We start from the raw sequence: 17,130 nt of genomic DNA, 5'->3' as shown, positions 1-17,130 counted from the left end.
TTTGAGCGGACAACCTTAGGGATTCGGAGGACATTATGTGCTATTGAGAGGAGATCTTTGGTTTCAGCGGACAACCTTGAGGATTCGGAGGACATTATGTGCTATTGAGAGGACATAATTGGTTTCAGCGGACATCCCTTGCGTTTGAGCGGACTTTCTTTCATTTCAAAACACAAAAAGCCACTTCGCCGTGTGAAGTGGCTTTTTATTACATGAATGGTTTTCCTGATGGCCAGTGGTATCTTGTGGAGACGGAATTCCCGGTTTTATTAAGATGAAGTGTCTTTAGTGCATAGTACGCATCGTCTTTGTTATTTAATTGTAGAAACTCTCTGCATTCTCGATTTGAAATCGAATCATTGACTAAGATGAACCAATCTTTTAACGACTCTTGATAGTTGTTTGGTTCAATTAATCCGCAACTAGTACATTGGCGTTGTTTATGACTTTTGTATATCATCGAATTAAAGCAATTCGGGCAGAGTTGCCCCCTCTTTAAATCAGTAGGGTCGATATCGTAATGTCTACACAAAGGAAAGGGGTTGAATACGACTTTGCTTTGTTTAATCACATTACTTATTTCACTCAGTTGATTTTGACTGTAGATTACAGGAAGTTTCGCCATTTCATTTAATAGAATAGGCAGTCCCTTTCTATAAATTATTGGCGCATTTTCCGGCGCTTCTTTTACTCTTCCGCTCTTACTTGAAATTATTACGCGGCCCAAAATATCGACATTTATTCCTCTTTTCGCCAGCCAGACCTGCAGGACATATATATGCGTTTTAAGCTGGTCTAATGGACAATCCATTATAGTCTCTTCGCCTGTTGAAAGTGTTTGTTCTAGCTGATTCGGATTCGTAGTGAAATGAAGATTGCCGGCTATATTTTTCACGTCCAAAATCAAGAGAAATCGATCGGATAGGATGAGGGTGTCAATTTGAAATGAATTTCCAGGGGTAAGGGTTAGATGAATATCGGTGAGAACTATCAATGATATGGGGACCTCAAGTGATTCAAGGTATCGATCGATATATCGTTCTCCAGAGAAACCTGCTTGCACATTGTAAAGTTGCTTTTGTAGCGAATTCGTCTTGGATTGATTCGAATTCAGACGCGCTATAAGCCTAGGTAATGATTGCAATAGTTCTGGTTCTTTTCTTTGGATTTTTTTAATAAACAACCACTCTCTTTCCGAATTATTAGTCATTTCACTATTAATATAGCAAGTCCCGCATCGGAAAACAAGACTTATTGCCACTTTTGTAATTTGGTGCTGCTTATTTGGAAGTCATTGCTGATTGCGCGGACATAATCCGGCATTCAGAGGACATCACAGAAGTTTGAGTGGACATCACACAATTCAGAGGACATCCTTCACCATTGCGCGGACATAATCCGGCATTCAGAGGACATCACAGAAGTTTGAGCGGACATCACACAATTCAGCGGACATCTTTCACCATTGCACGGACATAATCCGGCATTCAGAGGACATCACAGAAGTTTGAGCGGACATCACACAATTCAGAGGACATCTTTCACCATTGCGCGGACATAATCCGGCATTGAGAGGACATCACAGACAATCCAACGTGCAAAGAAAAATTCCTCATAAAAAAACACGTACAGCCTAAGGCCATACCTGTTTCTTCATCTTATAGATCATCGAATCCGTTCAAGTCACTTGTTTTCACATATTGTCTTGAAGCCTGTTCAAAGAAGTCTGTTTTTGTATCATCGAAGCTGTCGACATAGGCTTTAATCCATCTCATCGGATTGTCCGTGAACTCTGGATAGATTTCGCTCAGTCCAAGCATTCTCAACATTTTATTCGCACGGTATTTAATATAGCCGTGCATTTCTTCCAATTCAATGCCTTCTATATCTGCGAGAACGTAGTTACTCCAAGCCTTTTCTTGTTCAACAGAATGACGGAATTGGTCGTAAATCCATTCTGTGAATTCTTCAGTGTTGTAGTCAGGATTCTCTGCAAGGGCTGCGCGGAAAATATCGCTCATTGCTTTCCCGTGTTGCAACTCATCTCGGTTGATATAGGAAACCATTGTAGACGTTCCAACCATTTTTTGATTGCGTGCTAAATTATAGAAGAACGCGAAACCACTATAGAAAAACAATCCTTCTAAAAGGGTCGTATAAACCATTGCCTTTAAAGCTGTTTCAATAGTAGGTTGCTCTGCAAATTCATTGTACACACTTACAATGCGTTCATTTCTACGCATCAACACATCATCTGTGCGTCCCATTTCGAATGCTTTGATCTGCTTATCCAATGTCGTTACCGACGAAAGTACATAAGCATAACTGTGATTATGCTCGCTTTCTTGGTCTGCAATTGTTGCCATAATGGATTTTACAGATGGATCTGTTGTGTAATCCGATAATTTTGCAGCGATATCTGTTTGTGGACCATCTAGTGTCGCAAGTAATCCAATGATTTTCAAGAAAGCATCTTGCTCACGCTCTGTTAATCTAGAAAATTGTTTCACATCTTGTGTCATGTCCACTTCATTTGCCGTCCAAAAAAGAGAACGAATTTGTTGACGTAATTTATAAAAATGCGGATGTGCAAGGTCGTTCCAATTGAGGATACCACTTGCTTTACCACCGAAAATCGCTGTTGATTTATTCGGATTCGCTGGTTCTAGTACTTTTACTTTTGTAAGTATTGCCAATGTGTAACTACCCCTTCCGCCCAATTGATTGCTTTAACTTCTTGTTCTCCACGTGGGCTTTGTTCTATTAAAAGTGGTGGGAACTGTGACTCATAAAAACGTGCAAGTTTGACTGTTGCAAGACAAAACAATTCGTCGCCGCCAAACTGTGTATCCCCTGTTCCAAAAACGTAAACGTTCGGAGGTTTATAGCCGAGTTCAGCCACAAAATCCTTCACTTCATCCGGAGTTGAACCTTTTTCCCATGTAAAAGAACCGAGCAACATGGCCCCATAATCACTAGGATTTGGAACGGCCACGCCGCCACCGATTCGATAAGTTGTAAAGGGTACGTTCATCTTCGTAAATGTTTCTTCAATAATCTCCGCGACTTCTTTTGTATTCCCACTCCATGACGCATAGACGATTAAGAATGACACCATTCACACTCTTCGATATCCGTCGCACTTGAACGTGTGTAATACGTTGTTTTCATGCCTGATTTCCAAGCTTGTACATGTAAATCAAGCAATACAGAAGCGCGGATTGTATTTGGTACGTATATGTTGAATGAAATTCCTTGGTCAATATGACGCTGTCTTGCTGCGTTTTGTTTGATCGACCAACGTTGGTCTACTATATAAGCGGAACGACGATAAATATCATACGTATTATGATTTAAATCAGGTGCCACGACTGGTAATTTAAAGTCTTTCTTTTCTTCATGGAAAAACGGCTTAAAGACAGGGTCAATTGAAGCTGTTGAGCCTGCAATGACTGAAGTCGAACTGTTCGGTGCAACAGCCATTAAATAGCCATTACGCATACCGTTTGTCGCAACGTCTTTCCGAAGTTCATTCCACTCATTTGAGTCGTATCCTTTTAGGTCGAAATAATCGCCAGACTGCCAATCTGATCCTTCAAACAACGGATATGAACCTTTCTCTTTCGAAAGTTCCATCGATGCAGAAATCGTTAAGTAAGCAATCTTCTCATATAATGTATCTGCGAAATCAACCGCTTCATCGGATTCCCACTGAATATTCTTCAAAGCAAGTAGGTGATGCCAACCGAATGTGCCAAGACCAATCCCGCGGTAACGAGAATTTGTACGTTGTGCTTGAACAACTGGTATTTTATTCAAATCGATGACATTATCCAACATGCGTACTTGGATTTTAATCAATCTTTCCAGTACATCCGCAGGCACAGCTTTCCCTAAATTGATTGAAGATAAGTTACATACAACGAAATCACCTGGTTTTGAACGTGTTACGACAACATCATCTTCGAGTGTCACGGATTCAAACTCAGTTGCACTCATATTTTGTGTGATTTCTGTACAAAGATTACTAGAGTAAATCATACCTTCATGCTTGTTTGCATTCGCACGGTTTACTTCGTCACGATAAAACATGAACGGCACGCCTGTTTCGAGTTGACTGCGTAAAATACGCTTCATTAAATCGATTGCAGGTACAGTTTCGCGGCTTAGTTCAGGATTGTTCACACATGCTGCGTATTTCTCGCGGAAAGATCCAGAACCCCGTTTTTCATCATAGGCATCTTCAAGTGAAAAGCCCATTACTTGGCGAACTTCATGTGGATCAAACATATGCCAATCGCTCCGTGCTTCAATTGCTTCCATATATAAGTCCGGTAAACAAACGCCCGTGAATATATCATGCGCACGCATACGATCGTCACCATTGTTTAATTTCAAATCTAAGAACGTAAAAATGTCTTTATGGAAAACATCTAAATAGACAGCTATCGCACCTTGACGTTGTCCAAGCTGATCGACACTTACTGCTGTATTATTTAATTGCTTAATCCACGGAAGTACACCACTTGAAGCGCCTTTAAATCCACGAATAGCAGCTCCACGGCTACGTACTTTCCCCATATAAACGCCGATTCCGCCGCCGTATTTTGATAAGTTTGCAATGTCCGTATTGCTGTCGTAAATCCCTTGAAGAGAGTCGTCCACTGTATCGATAAAGCAACTTGACAGCTGGCCATGTGGCTTACCCGCGTTCGACAATGTCGGCGTTGCGACAGTCATATACAAATTACTCATCGCCCAGTAAGCTTCTCCTACTTTTTCAAGACGGGTTTCTGTTTCGTCTTGCATTAGCGTCATCGCAATAACGAGCCAGCGTTCTTGAGGAAGCTCTACAGCCTTTTTATCGAAATCCACAGCAACATAACGGTCCATAAATGTTTTTAAGCCGATGTATGTAAAGAGCTTGTCCCGTTCAGGTTTGATGAATTCCCCAATTTCCCGCAGTTCTTCTACTGTATACTTTTCTGTTAGAACTGGTGTGTATAACCCTTTTTCTACAAGGTTTTTCACATGTTCTGCAAAGTTTTCGTATAATTTTTCATTACGTTGTTTTTTTTCATGGAAATAAACTTCATGGAGATGAATTCGAGCTGCGACGAATGTCCAATACGTTTCGTCTTCAGCTACATAGCTAATCGTTTCAAGAACCATTGATTTCGCCCACTCAGCAATCGATGCATTCGGATGTCTTTCTCTCCATCTTTCACTCGCCTTCAGTAAAGGGGCTATTTTATCCGCTCCAAATTCAGCTTGTAATTCATTTAGAAGTTTTTCAATACTTGTTGGTTTGATTTGAGTTGTCATTATTAATCGTCTCCTTTTTATGTACATGAATAAAGAGCATTATGTCTGCTACTTCGGCAGAGAGCTCGCTCATTAGGTTGATTCAGAGAAAGCAGATTCGATTCATTTACATGCTAATAGTAGCGTAAACAAAAAACCGCATGCTTCCACCTCTTAACCCCCGAAGAAATTATGTATTGTCAATAATTGTCGTTATACTCTGTCCGTCACACCACTTGTCTATACGAAACTATTTTCTTAGACTCTGTGATTCAATCTATATGATTCAACTCGTTTTTACAAACAATTCGTTTCGATCACTTTCGCAGCCAACACTATATGTTGTACCTGTCTTCATATACATACCCTAACATGTTGTGTTCTAATCGTAAATAGGCAAAAAGTTATCCTCTACACGAATGAACAACTTGTCAACATATCCACAATGCATTCTCCACAATCCGACCACAGTCTTCAGCGAGCTTTTTAGCGAAGAAAGGCAAAGTTATTCACAATCTATTAAATTAAAAAAAGTCTTCTCATTCCATAAAATCATGGAATGAGAAGACTTTTTTGTGACCGCATGAATCAAATACGACAATTCATCAATATACAATTATTAAAGCTGTTTTTCACTATGCGTTGTGTTTTCATCTTCCCAGCATTCAGCACCTTTTAGTCCAGGAATCGAACTTGCCTTAAACACCGGATTTATCCCCTTACGCCGTTGAACTGTAAAATCATCAAGCACACTAAATGCCACTTTTCCAAGTAAGAAAATAATTGTTAAATTCAATATGGCCATTACTCCCATAAATAAGTCTGCCATATCCCAAACAAGACTAACTTTTGCTATCGCGCCAAACATTACCATGCCGAGAACGGCTATACGGTATAACCACATCCAAGATTTATGCGCTTTGATAAATTCTATATTCGTCTCACCGTAGTAATAATTTCCAATGATTGAACTGAATCCGAAAAATGTAATTGCAATTGCTATAAAATAAGGTGCCCATGAACCTACATGAAAAGCCATCGATGCTTGCGTTAAAATAATTCCGCTTTGTTCACCTGTATCATAAAGACCGGCCAGTAAAATAATAAATGCCGTTGCTGAACAAATAACGATTGTGTCGAAAAACACACCTAAACTTTGAACAAGACCTTGCTTCGCAGGGTGTGAAACATTTGCAGTTGCAGCGGCATTAGGTACACTACCCATCCCTGCTTCGTTCGAAAACAACCCACGACGAACACCTTGCATCAATGCTGCACCAATACCACCGCCGACCATTTCCTTTATTCCAAAAGCATGTTCAAAAATCAAAGCAATAATGCCGGGTATTTCTGTAATATTAATAATAACTACGAAAAGAGCAATACCAATATAAAATGTTGCCATAATCGGAACGATAAATTGAGTTACTTTAACAATCCGTTTTATACCTCCAAAAACGATTAACGCTGTCAGCAATACCAAGCCTATCCCGACAATCCAATCACTTAAACCAAATACATCCATAAAAGATTGACTAATTGTATTCGATTGCACTGCGTTAAATATAAACCCAAAGCTAAGTGTCAATAAGATCGCGAACACAACACCTAGTTTTCGATAACCAAGCGCTTTCTCCATGTAATACGCAGGACCCCCACGGAACGTATCTCCGTCGCGCACTTTGTAAACTTGCGCCAGCGTACTTTCAACAAACGCCGTCGCCATACCAATAATCGCAATAATCCACATCCAGAAAATCGCTCCTGGTCCACCAACACCGATTGCCAGTGCAACACCTGTAACGTTTCCTGTCCCTACTCGAGAAGCCGCACTAATTGTGAATGCTTGGAACGGAGACACTCCATCGTTGCTGTCTTTTTTCTCGACAATTAAACGAAACATTTCTCCAAACAAACGGACTTGCACAAATTTCGTTCGAATTGTAAAGTAAACCCCGATTAGTAGAAGAAAACCAATCAATATGTACGTCCATATAAAATTATTCGCTGGACCAACGAGCCAATTTAAAGCGTCTAAAATCATCTCATTCTCACCTCATTCTTTCTAATACATTTCCTATACCCCAAATTTTGAGAAAAACATCAATTTCATGTCAACTACTCTGGAATATAAATATAAACATTTACACAGCAACAAGCAAATTCCATTCGGACAAATTAAGAAAACATTCTATTGGATAACTCATTTACCTTCTATAAGAATGCCCTAGATTTTCCCGAACAATAAAACCCCTATCTCCTCATCAAATTCCAAGGAAATAGGGGTTCGTTTTTATAAAGCAGCTTTCACTGTTTTTCGGTAGTAACCGACTGTCAAGAAAGCAAACACAAGGTATATCAATGCATATAATCCCATTGCAATCGAAGCTGGCACTATAACATCTGACATAAAGAGGAAACTCGCTGCCTTGGTGGCAAAAACGGAATGTAACAGGCCAATTGCAAGAGGTAGTCCAAAAACAAATACCTGCTTACGAATAATTCCCCGCATAATATCTTTCGCCGTAAACCCGAGCTGACGCAGTGTTGCGTAACTTTGTTTCTCCTGCTCCGCTTCGGTCATTTGCTTGAAGTACAAAATACTACCTGTTGAAATTAAGAAGACAAGACCTAAGAATCCAGCGATGAAGATTAGTAATCCGTTTGTCTGAATAGCGTTTTGATTGAGCGTATGATAATCCATACGGTATTCCGCGGGTACATCCCCTGCATATTTATCCTGCATGAAAATGGCAGATGCTTTTGCACGTTGGTCATCATCTAGCACTTGAAACGTCTCGATGACTAACGTCCAAACGCCGTCCTCCTCTGTTACGAAATGACCTTGTAACTCATCAAATGTCTCTTTGCTGACAACCATTTGACTACCGCCCAAATTTCGATTCATAACCCCGTCCTTTTCAACAGCAACCACTTGCATCGGAAGTTCTATATCATTTACCGTAATTGTCAGCGTGGCTGGAAACTCATCTGGCTTCGCTTCCAGAAACAAGTTTAAATCATAAGAAACAGCGCTGCCCTTTACGGGAATTTCCACGTCTTTTCCAGCTTCACGTAATTGTTCTGCCACATAAAATGACACACTCGGACGAACATTACGTTCACCCGACCAATAAGGGATGGAAACATCAAGGAATCCCCCTGAATCTAAAGCTTCAACAGATGCTCGTTTGAAGTCAATACCTGCAGCTTTCAGTTCTACAGCAAATTCATCAGATAATCCTTCCTCATTTAGATAGTTTGTAAATGTAAAATCGAAAGGCATCGACACCCGAGACGCTTTTTCAGATGAATAATAAAGTGAATATGCACCCGCAAGCATAGTAAGTGTCATCGCTGACAAAACGGTAATAACCGTCAGTGAATTGGCATTGCCTTTCATTCGATGCATAAGCGGGGCCAATGACAAGCTATTTTCCAAGCCCAGATGCCCCTGTTTTCTTGACCTTATTTGATAAAACAACCAATTAATCGTGACACGAAACACAAGAAATGTTCCGAATATCGTTGACGTAAGCACAACTAACATATTAAAGAGGAGCCATTCATTCATCATATCTCCAGATAACCAATAACCGAATCCAATAAGACCTATTCCTAGAAGAGCCAACGCGGCCGATACAAACGTTTTAGGCTTTTTCGGTTGCTCTCCCTTTTTATCAGCATTGAATAAACCGAGGAGTGAGCTCCTGTAGACAGTAAACAACATTTGCATAGATGTAAGTGCAATAACTGCTATGAATACGACGATTGTTTGAACGACCGCTACGAGTGAAAACGACAATGTAATAAAGCCCTCATGTCCTACGAGCTTCATAAGTAAGAGTAAAAACAGACGGGATACGAGCATGCCCGCACCAATTCCGACTACAAGTGCGCCCGCGCTTAATAGTACATTTTCGATAATGAAAAGACGCGCAACTTTACGTTTCGGTAACCCAATCAATTGATACAAACCAATTTCCCTGCTTCGCCTTTTCAAAAAGATTGCGTTTGCGTACACAACAAAAATCCCTGCTATAACGATTAAAAGAATTCCTGCCACCTGAAATGCCGCACCCATAGATCCGCCTGACCTATCGCTCACAGACTGGTCATGTTGCAAGGTCGCAAACACAAAATAGAGTACTACACTAAAAATAAGCGCAAAGAAGTAGAGGTAATAATGTTTAATGTTCTTCCGCATACTGCGAATTACAAGGTCAAATAGTGTCAATGCCATCACCCCCGAGAATGCCTTGGACATTTAGAATGTCTTGGAAAAAGGCCTGCCTCGTTTTGCCGCCGCGATAGAGTTCCGAGTAGATATTACCATCTTTCAAGAAAACGACACGGCTGCAATAACTGGATGCAACTGCATCATGTGTCACCATCATAATCGTGACACCGCGCTTTTTGTTGACATCTTCCATCGTTCCTAAAAGGGATGACGCTGATTTTGAATCAAGAGCCCCGGTTGGTTCGTCCGCAAATACCATGCTTGGTTCATTTATAAGTGCACGCGCTGCCGATGTACGCTGTTTCTGTCCACCTGAAAGTTCATACGGGTACTTATGTGAGATATCCATGATCCCAAGAATCGTAGCGATCTCCGTGAACCGTGCTTCCGCTTCCTTCTTATTTACTTTTCCTAAAGAAATCGGAAGTAAAATGTTTTCCTTCGAAGTAAGTGTGTCTAGGAGATTATAATCTTGGAAGATGAAACCGAGCTTGTCGCGCCGGAATGCCGATAGTTCAGCATTTTTCATTCTTGATATATCAGATCCATCAATCAAAATCGCACCATCTGTGGCACGGTCAATCGTTGCTAAGACATTGAGTAAAGTCGTTTTTCCTGCTCCGGATGGCCCCATAATTCCAACGAACTCACCCTCTGCTACCCGAAGTTCAATTCCTTTCAATACTTCCTGCACATTTCCTCGTGCACCGAATGACTTTCTTACGTTTCTTGCATGCAACACCGTTTTATGTTTTTCCATCATGAAAGCCTCCCTGTTCTTTATCATGTCCTTATCGTACCGCGCATCGAAGCGCTGGTCGTTTGATTGTCATGACAAAAAGGGGTTTGAAAGTGACATTGTTGTCACTTTGCATGTGATGCAACCTAGAGTAAAGTCCTATTTCACAAATATATACTCGTAAATGTTGGATATAACCACTACAATCACTTTAACGTTTGATCAAATTCATTTTCCACAGAAAACATCATTTGCATTTCTGTTCCATTCCCAATTCCAGATTTTGCCGTAATCGATATACCCATCTTCTCCGAAACCATCTGAGCCAGATAAAGCCCAAGTCCTGTTGCAGCATTATGAATTCTTCCTGTACTTCCTGTGAAGCCTTTGTCAAAGATGCGTGGAAGATCATGCGCTTGAATGCCAGGTCCTTCATCTTGAATCGACAAAACAACATTTCCATTCGAATTCACACTTGAAACAATACCTATATCACTACCATTCGGACTGTATTTCACAGCATTTGTAAGCAATTGTCGAATGATGAACCGACACCATTTCACATCTGTAACAACTTCTCTGTCATCCCCTTCAAATTCAACTCCAATGTTCTTTTCCATACACCACGAACGAATCTCACGGATTTCTTCTCGAACAAGTTTTAGCACACTTGTTGTTTCTAAGATGAAGTCTGCTTCTAATGTCGTCAACCGTGATATGTAAAGTTGTTGGTCGATTAATAAATGGATGCGAAGCCATTCTTTTTCTATTTTCCACATAGAAGGGTCGTCCCGGTACGCTTCCATTGTGAGCTTCATAGCAGTTAGTGGAGCTTTTACTTCATGTACCCAAGCTGCTGTATAATCACTTTCCATCAAAATCATTTGTTGAATAGACCTAAGTTCCTTTGAAAATGTAACCGCTGATTGTTGCAGGATATTTTTTATAATTTCATCGCGTACAAACTTTGATTCCGGTACCATTTCATGCCAATCTTGTGGTGGTTCATCCGTGAATAACAACATTTTTTTTACGAACTTCATTTCCACATGATATCGCCATAAAACAAACAGCATGAAAATGAGAATAAGCAGCAGATTAAAATAGAGAATCGATGATGTCTCTACACTGATTCCTTGATCAAGCCAAATCACACCATTTGCCAATGCTAGTGAAATAATATAAAAGAGAATCCAACTTTTCACATCTCTAATATAAGAAACGAACATCTTTAGGACTCCTTTCTATACTATAATCGCGATATAACCTTGCCCCTTTTTCGTTACAATCGCCTCACCTAGTCCAATTTCTGCAAGTTTCTGACGCAATCTCGTCATATTCACGGTCAACGTATTGTCATTTACAAAACGCTCATCATCCCATAACTTTCGAATTAAATCATCACGGGAAACAATCCGATTACTCGATTCAACAAGAATCGTTAAGATGAAAAACTCATTTCTTGTCAGTTCCACTTCTTTACCGCCCGAACGAATCACGTTTCGCTTCATCTCGATGAATGCACCATTCCACTCGAGTACATCAGGTACTTCTTCCCCATATGCGTACGTCCTTCTTAAGAGCGCCTGTACTTTGGCGAGCAAAACGTCCATATGAAAGGGTTTTTGAATGTAATCATCCGCCCCCATATTCATCGCCATTATCATATCCATTGGATGATCTCTAGAAGATAAAAAAATAATTGGAACTTTTGATACCGCACGGATTTCGCGGCACCAATGAAATCCATCGTACACCGGTAGTTGAATATCAATTAGGACTAGATGTGGTTCTTCTTTAATAAATGAACCCATTACATCATGAAAATTTCCCGGGCCTTTCACTTCAAAAGCCCACTGCCCTAGATGTTCCTCTAATAATTCAAAAATTGATTGATCGTCTTCAATAATAAAAACGTTCATTTTCATTATAATTGCACATCCTATCTACAATGATTAAAATATATTCAAAACCCTTTGTGAATTCAACCTGCATATAGTTTCCTATAGGAACTTTCACACTACAAAAACCCACAAATTGGGTTTTTCATCTACAGAAAACTTGCAAGTGTGCTATACTGAAGGAGTCGAACAGTTATCCAACGGCTGTTGGATAGAGGGATGTTTGATTTTCACCATGGAAATCAATACCTACATCCCATTATTAAAAGGAGGTACACATGCTCAAATTTGAAAATGTAACTAAAACATTTGATCGCAATTTCAAAGCTGTAGACTCAGTTAGTTTTGAAATTGAAGAAGGTGAATTACTTGTCATAATCGGGCCAAGTGGTTCAGGTAAATCTACAACTATGAAAATGATCAATAAGGTTATTCCTCATACAAGTGGAAAGATTTCAATTAACGGCAAAGACATTAACAGCTACAATGTATCAGATCTCCGTAGAAATATCGGCTACGTTATTCAGCAAATCGGTCTTTTCCCCCATTATACCATTGAAAAAAACATCGCAATTGTACCACAACTAAAAGGTTGGACAAAGCAGGAAACTAAAGCTCGAGTGTACGAACTGCTTGAAATGGTTGGACTTGACCCCGAAATTTATGCTGGACGTTACCCAAAAGAATTGTCGGGCGGACAACAACAACGTATTGGAATCGCCAGGGCACTTTCTGCAAATCCAGATATCATCTTAATGGATGAACCCTTTAGCGCACTTGATCCAATTACACGTGGTCAGTTGCAAGAGGAATTAATTACACTCCATCAAAAACTCAAAAAAACAATTGTGTTTGTTACACATGATATGGATGAAGCTTTGAAAATGGGCGATCGCATAGCCATTATGAAAGACGGCCACTTACTTCAAATAGACACTCCCGAAAAACTTCTGCATGAACCAGCTCACGGCTTTGTTGAGGAATTTATTGGTAGACACCGGATTATTCAAAATCCTGGACTTATGCCAGTCACTGATATTTTATCAGAGTCTATCGTTACATCTCTTCCCACACTTTCTCCAGAAAGAGGAATCACTCTTATTCGTAAGAGTAAAACAACAAATCTTATAATTGCAGATGAAGATAAGAAACTTCTTGGAATTGTGTCTGCTTATGACTTAATAAAGAAGTTAGATGATATTAAAACTGTGTCTGAAATTATGACAAAGGCTGAACCTTATTTATTTGATTCGGCTACGGCAAAAGATGCGATTGTTATGATGGATCACACATCTATGGGAATGATTCCAGTTGTGGACAGAAATCATAAAATTATTGGACTTGTAACTCGAGGTTCTTTACTCTCCGCTATGTCTAGTCAATGGACAGAAATGGAGGATGATCAATATGAATGATTTAAATATATGGCAACAACTTATTGAACAATCTCAATTACGTTGGAGAGAAGTTCTTGAAGCTACCTCGATTCACATTCAACTTGTATTCTTCTCAATGATCATAGCTACGATTCTTGCTGTTGCACTCGGAATTCTTGTTACACGCGTACCTGCTCTTAAAACAGTAGTACTTGGTGGAACTGGAGTCTTGCAAACAATACCAAGTTTGGCTCTACTCGGTTTTATGATTCCAATTTTCGGTATTGGTGTAAAAACTGCAATCGCAGCTCTGTTTCTATATTCTTTACTACCTATTTTGCGAAACACATATACCGGTATTAAAGACGTCGATGCAGCAACAATTGAAGCTGCCCGAGGCATGGGAATGACCAGTATGCAAATTCTGTTTAAAGTCGAACTCCCACTTGCGATTCCAATCATAATGGCTGGAATACGAACTGCCGCTGTTATTAACGTTGGTAACGCAACGCTTGCAGCCTTCATAGGAGCAGGTGGACTTGGTGACTTTATATTCCTTGGTATTACGCGAGGAATTGACGGTTTAATCTTACTAGGCGCAATACCCGCTACTATTCTTGCGATAGGGCTCGAAACGTTTTTCAGTGGTGTTGAACGCTGGACAACTCCGAAAGGTTTGCGATAAGTATGAAAAAGAAACTTATTTTATTATTCCTGACAGTTCTAATGGCAAGTGCATTGTCAGGATGTATTTTTATAGAGAAAGACTCTCTAAGACTCGGTTCAAGGAACAACACAGAAAGTATTATTTTATCTCATATAATGGGACAACTTATTGAGAGTAAAACAGATATTGAAGTGCTTTACAAAGAAAATCTTGGAGGTTCTTCGGTCGTATGGAACGCAATGACGAACGATCATATCGATGTTATACCCGATTATACGGGAACGATTGTCGTTACGTATTATCATGAAGAACCAGGCACCGCAGAAGAAACATTAAAAATGACGAAAGAACTTGTTGATGGCGATGACATTGTTGCGTTTGACACATTCGGCTTTAATAATACGTACACGCTTGCATTAGATGAAGCAAAAGCCGAAGAGTTGAATATCGTTACTTTTAGTGATTTTGCAGAGCATTCCAAAGACTTTACGCTTGGAGCTGTATTTGAATTCATTGATAGACCCGATGGACTTCCCGGTTTCCAAAAAGAGTATAATCTAGATTTCAAAGACGTTAAAGGAATGGATCACGGTATGATGTACCGCTCGATTAGCGCGGGTGAAGTGGATATTATTAACTCATATACGACGGACGGTCAGCTTCAAATTTACGACCTACGAGTTCTTGAAGATGATAAAGAGTTCTTCCCTCCTTATCATGCACTTCCTCTCGTGCGAAAAGAGACTCTCGAGAAATACCCCGAGCTTGCTGAGCTTTTAGAATCTCTAGCTGGGAAGATTGATGAAGAGGCTATCCAAATCATGAACGGAAAAGTCGACAATGACGGCATGATTGTTGAAAGAGTCGCGAAAGAATTCCTTATTGAAATTGGATTAATAGAAGAATAAACACGGAAACGCACTTCTCAGCTAAATGAGAAGTGCGTTTTTTGATTTCAAATACAAATCGAATCAATATGATATTTTATTGTTTGCATAACTCGTTCACTATTTACGCGTACTGGTTCTAGCAGCGCATGCATGGCGATTCCATTTACGAGTGCATATAGCCGCTCGACTTCCAGTTCCACATCAAGGCCTGGTCTTAACAAACTGCTGGTTTCCAAATAACCAATGAGTTTCCAAACACTTTCATATACACCATCATCAGGCACATCTAACGAATCTTTTCGATGCTTTACATAGGCTATAAAAGCAAACCACACTTCCATTTCTGCAAGTGTTTCCTCATTTACTGGCACAATCTCTAGAAGGATAGCAATCACCATTTCCTTCGGTGGTAGATCACGTTTTGTAACAGCTACAATCCGAATCGTCGCTCTTTCTTGAACAAGCGCCATCGCATAAACAAGCAAATCATCTTGGGTTTTAAAATAGTAACGAAGCGCTCCAAGGGAAAGCCCCGCTTCTTCCGCAATATTTCGCACTGTCGCCCCTTCCATTCCTTTATCCAAAATGACTCGCCACATCGCCTCTGCAATGAGCTTTCGTCTTTCTTCATGTTTTACAATTTTAGGCATACGTTAAGTTTAGCAGAAAAACACCTGTTAGCAATTAATTAATACAGTTGTGCTAACTCGATTTTTTATGATATGATGCATTTAATAATACAACTGTATTAATTAGGAGGGTCTTATGAATTTCATTGCTTGGACAATTGTTGCATGTGAAATAAGTTTTTGGGTTGTGATTGCACTTGGGCTTGTCACGCGCTATATATTTAACAAAGAAAAACTAGGTTTTTTCTTTCTTGCATTAACACCTGTTGTCGACTTAATCCTTCTTATCGTTACTGGAGTTGATTTATATAACGGTGCAACTGCAACGACAGCACACTCCATCGCAGCTATTTATATCGGTGTTTCCATCGTTTTCGGAAAAAGTATGATTCGTTGGGCAGATGAACGATTTCTTTACTACATTAAAAAGCAGGGCCCTAAACCTGTTCGAAAAACGGGATTGGACTATGCTAATCATTCAATGAAGGGCTCTTTACAACATTTACTATCTTATATTATTGGTGCCGCACTTCTTGTACTAATGATTTACTTCATTGACACCCCGTCAAGAACCGCGGATCTATCTGCCACGTTAAAATTCTGGACTATCGTACTTGGTATCGACTTTTTCATTTCCATCACTTACTACATTTGGCCACGCACAGCAAAAAAAGGCTTATGAATCGCTTTCTCGAATATAGATTTATAACAAAAAAAGCCTTTCCAAGTTCATAATTGAACTAAGGAAAGACTTTTTAGTAACACTTGTTATTGAGCTGATATCGAAATAAACTTTCCTTGGTAGTAACCTAAAGCTTCTCCGTCATCATACTTAAAGTTCTTTACTTTCCCTACATATAAGACATGATCTCCACCGTCATATTCTGCCCATGGTTCACATTCTATGTATGCAAGAGATTCTTTCAAGCGATGACAATTCTCGCCCTCTTCCCACTCGAACGGCAACACTTCAGTAGTACGTCCTGCAAAATGCATTGCTGTATCTTCTTGAGTATCTTTTAATATATTTACAGTAAAATTATTCTTCTTCATATACTCAAACGACTTTATCTTCCGGTCTACCGATACAAGTACCAGTGGTGGATCGAGTGAAACGGAAGTTAGTGAATTCGCTGTAAATCCATGTTTTCCATCCTCTGTATCATATGTCACAACGGTTACCCCAGTTGCAAATTTACCCATGCAATTTCTAAATTCACGTGTATCCATCTTATATTCTCCTTTATTCAAATCTTTATTAAATTCTAATAGTCCAATTCCATCTTATCACTAATGCTTAAAGAGTGCTTTAAACCTGTTTCAGATCCTAACTAGCCTGTCTCTACGCGTTAAATAAAAAATTGGCTTACGTGTACTCTTATAC

General features: G+C 39.7%; 15 protein-coding genes. 4 read left to right on the top strand and 11 right to left on the bottom strand.

Annotated elements, in window-relative coordinates; translation table 11 throughout:
- Positions 1-208 precede the first annotated feature (208 nt).
- From ACFSFY_RS05030 to ACFSFY_RS04990, 9 genes are all read right to left on the bottom strand, one after another.
- The gene (locus ACFSFY_RS05030; protein WP_381536087.1) at positions 209-1,210 is read right to left on the bottom strand and encodes a nuclease-related domain-containing protein; all 1,002 of its coding nucleotides are present in this window, start codon (positions 1,208-1,210) and stop codon (positions 209-211) included.
- Positions 1,211-1,658: 448 nt separating this feature from the next.
- Positions 1,659-2,696 (bottom strand): ribonucleotide-diphosphate reductase subunit beta, encoded by a 1,038-nt coding sequence (locus ACFSFY_RS05025; protein ID WP_381536086.1) that lies wholly within the window; start codon positions 2,694-2,696, stop codon positions 1,659-1,661.
- Positions 2,675-3,118, bottom strand: coding sequence for a flavodoxin (locus tag ACFSFY_RS05020; RefSeq protein WP_381536085.1), 444 nt, complete (start codon positions 3,116-3,118; stop codon positions 2,675-2,677). Before ACFSFY_RS05020 ends, ACFSFY_RS05025 begins: the two co-directional genes overlap by 22 nt.
- Positions 3,103-5,325 carry a ribonucleoside-diphosphate reductase subunit alpha gene (locus ACFSFY_RS05015; protein ID WP_381536084.1) on the bottom strand — a complete coding sequence of 741 codons (2,223 nt, stop codon included), beginning with the start codon at positions 5,323-5,325 and terminating at the stop codon, positions 3,103-3,105. Before ACFSFY_RS05015 ends, ACFSFY_RS05020 begins: the two co-directional genes overlap by 16 nt.
- A gap of 598 nt (positions 5,326-5,923) precedes the next feature.
- On the bottom strand, positions 5,924-7,348 hold the full coding sequence (locus ACFSFY_RS05010; RefSeq protein ID WP_381536083.1) for an alanine/glycine:cation symporter family protein: 1,425 nt from the start codon (positions 7,346-7,348) through the stop codon (positions 5,924-5,926).
- A 249-nt stretch (positions 7,349-7,597) separates the two neighbouring features.
- Positions 7,598-9,541, bottom strand: coding sequence for an FtsX-like permease family protein (locus ACFSFY_RS05005; protein WP_381536082.1), 1,944 nt, complete (start codon positions 9,539-9,541; stop codon positions 7,598-7,600).
- Entirely contained in the window at positions 9,528-10,307 is a 780-nt protein-coding gene (locus tag ACFSFY_RS05000) for an ABC transporter ATP-binding protein (RefSeq protein WP_381536081.1), read from the bottom strand. Before ACFSFY_RS05000 ends, ACFSFY_RS05005 begins: the two co-directional genes overlap by 14 nt.
- Before the next feature lie 182 nt (positions 10,308-10,489).
- A complete protein-coding gene (locus tag ACFSFY_RS04995) occupies positions 10,490-11,512 on the bottom strand; it encodes a sensor histidine kinase (protein ID WP_381536080.1) in 1,023 nt (340 codons plus the stop codon).
- A 15-nt stretch (positions 11,513-11,527) separates the two neighbouring features.
- The gene (locus ACFSFY_RS04990) at positions 11,528-12,211 is read right to left on the bottom strand and encodes a response regulator transcription factor (RefSeq protein ID WP_417766396.1); all 684 of its coding nucleotides are present in this window, start codon (positions 12,209-12,211) and stop codon (positions 11,528-11,530) included.
- Between the two features lie 251 nt (positions 12,212-12,462).
- Here ACFSFY_RS04990 and ACFSFY_RS04985 point away from each other — a divergent pair, with 251 nt between their 5' ends.
- Genes ACFSFY_RS04985 through ACFSFY_RS04975 form a run of 3 tightly spaced genes read left to right on the top strand, consistent with a single transcriptional unit; the run spans position 12,463 to position 15,135 of the window.
- A complete protein-coding gene (locus ACFSFY_RS04985; protein ID WP_381536079.1) occupies positions 12,463-13,599 on the top strand; it encodes a betaine/proline/choline family ABC transporter ATP-binding protein in 1,137 nt (378 codons plus the stop codon).
- Positions 13,592-14,245: an ABC transporter permease gene (locus ACFSFY_RS04980; protein WP_381536078.1), complete on the top strand. Its 654-nt coding sequence runs from the start codon at positions 13,592-13,594 to the stop codon at positions 14,243-14,245. The genes ACFSFY_RS04985 and ACFSFY_RS04980 overlap by 8 nt, the downstream gene beginning before the upstream one ends.
- Before the next feature lie 2 nt (positions 14,246-14,247).
- Positions 14,248-15,135, top strand: coding sequence for a glycine betaine ABC transporter substrate-binding protein (locus tag ACFSFY_RS04975; protein WP_381536077.1), 888 nt, complete (start codon positions 14,248-14,250; stop codon positions 15,133-15,135).
- A 47-nt stretch (positions 15,136-15,182) separates the two neighbouring features.
- On the opposite strand, the gene ACFSFY_RS04970 is transcribed toward ACFSFY_RS04975, so the two are convergent.
- On the bottom strand, positions 15,183-15,767 hold the full coding sequence (locus ACFSFY_RS04970) for a TetR/AcrR family transcriptional regulator (RefSeq protein ID WP_381536076.1): 585 nt from the start codon (positions 15,765-15,767) through the stop codon (positions 15,183-15,185).
- Between the two features lie 115 nt (positions 15,768-15,882).
- On the opposite strand from ACFSFY_RS04970, the gene ACFSFY_RS04965 reads away from it, so the two are divergent.
- A complete protein-coding gene (locus ACFSFY_RS04965) occupies positions 15,883-16,428 on the top strand; it encodes a hypothetical protein (protein WP_381536075.1) in 546 nt (181 codons plus the stop codon).
- An 86-nt stretch (positions 16,429-16,514) separates the two neighbouring features.
- On the opposite strand, the gene ACFSFY_RS04960 is transcribed toward ACFSFY_RS04965, so the two are convergent.
- A complete protein-coding gene (locus ACFSFY_RS04960) occupies positions 16,515-16,976 on the bottom strand; it encodes a flavin reductase family protein (protein ID WP_381536074.1) in 462 nt (153 codons plus the stop codon).
- Positions 16,977-17,130 lie beyond the last annotated feature (154 nt).

The organism is Sporosarcina siberiensis, assembly GCF_042681925.1.
GTDB classification, from domain to species: Bacteria; Bacillota; Bacilli; order Bacillales_A; family Planococcaceae; genus Sporosarcina; species Sporosarcina siberiensis.
Note: the sequence above shows the minus strand (reverse complement) of the source record. Positions and strands in the feature narration are given on the sequence as shown.